At 60.8% G+C, this 2072-nt stretch carries 2 protein-coding genes; both read right to left on the reverse strand.

Features of this window, described 5'->3' with window-relative positions:
* The coding region (locus ACEW8G_RS08610; RefSeq protein ID WP_373488016.1) for an IS6 family transposase at positions 1-438 on the reverse strand (438 nt) is incomplete at its 3' end.
* A gap of 71 nt (positions 439-509) precedes the next feature.
* Positions 510-2072, reverse strand: a 1563-nt coding sequence (locus tag ACEW8G_RS08615) for a trimethylamine methyltransferase family protein (RefSeq protein WP_373488017.1), incomplete at its 5' end; no start/stop codon positions are given.

The raw sequence follows: 2072 nt of genomic DNA on the forward strand, positions 1-2072 counted from the left end.
GCCATAAGAGCGCAACCGATCCGTCACTATTACCTCGGGTCGACCGTGTTTGCGCATTGCTTTCCTTAAGAATTTTATCGCAGCCTTCTTGTCACGAGTCTTTGTGACGAAGCTTTCCAGGACCTCGCCTTCATGATCGACTGCCTGCCAAAGATAGTGCCGCTCACCATTGATTCTCACGAACATTTCGTCCAGATGCCAGCGCCAGCGACTTGATTTCATACCCACAATTCTGCGTTTTCGGATCTCGACAGCAAATAACGGGCCAAACCGATGCAACCAATATCTCACCGCTTCATGACTGACATCGATGCCGCGTTCATGCAGCAGATCTTCCACATTTCTCAGTGAAAGCGGAAACCGGACGTACAGCATGACCGCCAGGCGAATGATCTCAGGGCTCGTCTTTAAGTAACGAAAAGGACTGCATTTGGTCATGCAAAAACCCTAACCGGTGCCCTGCCCCGCCTCAAGACAAGTTGCTTTGACAGGACCGGTGGCGGCCCTGCTCATGTCGGTGCCGCTCCGCCTTCGCGGGTGCGCCGGGCAATGAAATCGGCAACCGCCTCGGTTCGGGCAGGGTCGCGTGCAGGTGGTGCAAAATCGTTCAGAACCTTTTTCCAGATGCCATTTGCGCGCTCGGTCGCGGTTTTTGCCCCCGCATCCGACCATTGGCCAAAATTGCGCCAGTCCGAGACCAACGGCGCGTAAAATGCGTTCTCATAACGCGCCATCGTCTGGCTTGCGCCAAAGAAATGCCCCCCCGGCGCTACTTCGGCAATCGCATCATAAAGATCGCCGGGATCGTCGTCCGTGGCGATCATCACTTCGGCCATGACTTGCAACATTTCGATGTCCAGGATGAACTTTTCAAGCGACGCCGACAAGCCGCCCTCCAGCCAGCCAGCGCCGTGAATGACCATGTTGACACCCCCCAACAGCGCCCCCCAAAGCGAATTGAGGTATTCATAAGCCGCCTGCGCATCGGGCGCGTTGGATGCCGTTGCAGCTGATCCGCGCCAAGGCAGGCCGATGTGGCGCGCGAGCTGACCCGCGCCAAACGCCGCGCGCACGAATTCGGGTGTGCCAAAAGCAGGCGCGCCCGATTTCATATCGACATTCGAGGTGAACGAGCCATAGATCACCGGCGCACCGGGCCGCACCAGTTGCGTCAGCACGATCCCCGCCATCGCCTCGGCGTGTTGCAAAGCCAAGGCCGCTGGAATGTTCACCGGGGCCATCGCCCCGGCCAGCGTGAAGGGCGTGACCACCGTCATCTGCCCGGCTTCTGCAAAGTCGATCAGGCCCTGACACATCGTAGCGTCAAGTTGGCGGGGCGAATTGGTGTTGATCACCGCATAGCAGCGCGGACAGGCAATGAATTCAGCCTCGGTCAAGCCTTGACCCAGCCGGATCATCTCAAAGCAGTCGCGCACCTGACCGCTGCCTCGGGCAAAGACAAAGGGCGGCTTGTCGGTCAGTTCAATTTGGCTTTGCGTCGTCACATAGTGGCGCAGGTTCAGGGCGGCATCCTGCGGCTCGACATTGGCGCAGGTGATGTGAAGCACGTCAAAATGCTGCGACAGTTTTAGGAAATCGCGCATGTCTGCGGCGGTGCCGGGGCGGCGGCCCCGGTCGATGTCGGTCACATGGGGCGGACCGCCAACACCGATGAAGGCAACGTGCCGCCCACCCAGTGCAACGTCGCGCCCCTCGGCCATTCCGGCTAGCGTCACGATACCCGGTGCGGTGGCCAGCGCCTGCGCCACAAGCCCGCGATCAAGGAACACCATCTGCTCGGCCTCGTCCACCCGCGCGCCTCCGGCGGCAAAGATGCGGCGCGCGCCGTCGTGCAGCACGCGGATGCCGAGCGTTTCCAGCACCCGCAACGCTGTGTCATGAATGTGCGCGATCCGCTCATCAGAAAACGCGCGCTGCGGCGCAAGGGGGTTCACAAGGTTGCGGTAAGTCGCCTTGCCGGTCGGCACACCCGTGTCCGCACCCCGCCGTGCCCGCCGTGCCGTCGCGCGTTCCGTCATCCCTGCCCCCTTAACCGTGTGCCGCCCGGATCG

Source organism: Blastomonas sp., from assembly GCF_041747255.1.
GTDB lineage: Bacteria > Pseudomonadota > Alphaproteobacteria > Sphingomonadales > Sphingomonadaceae > Blastomonas.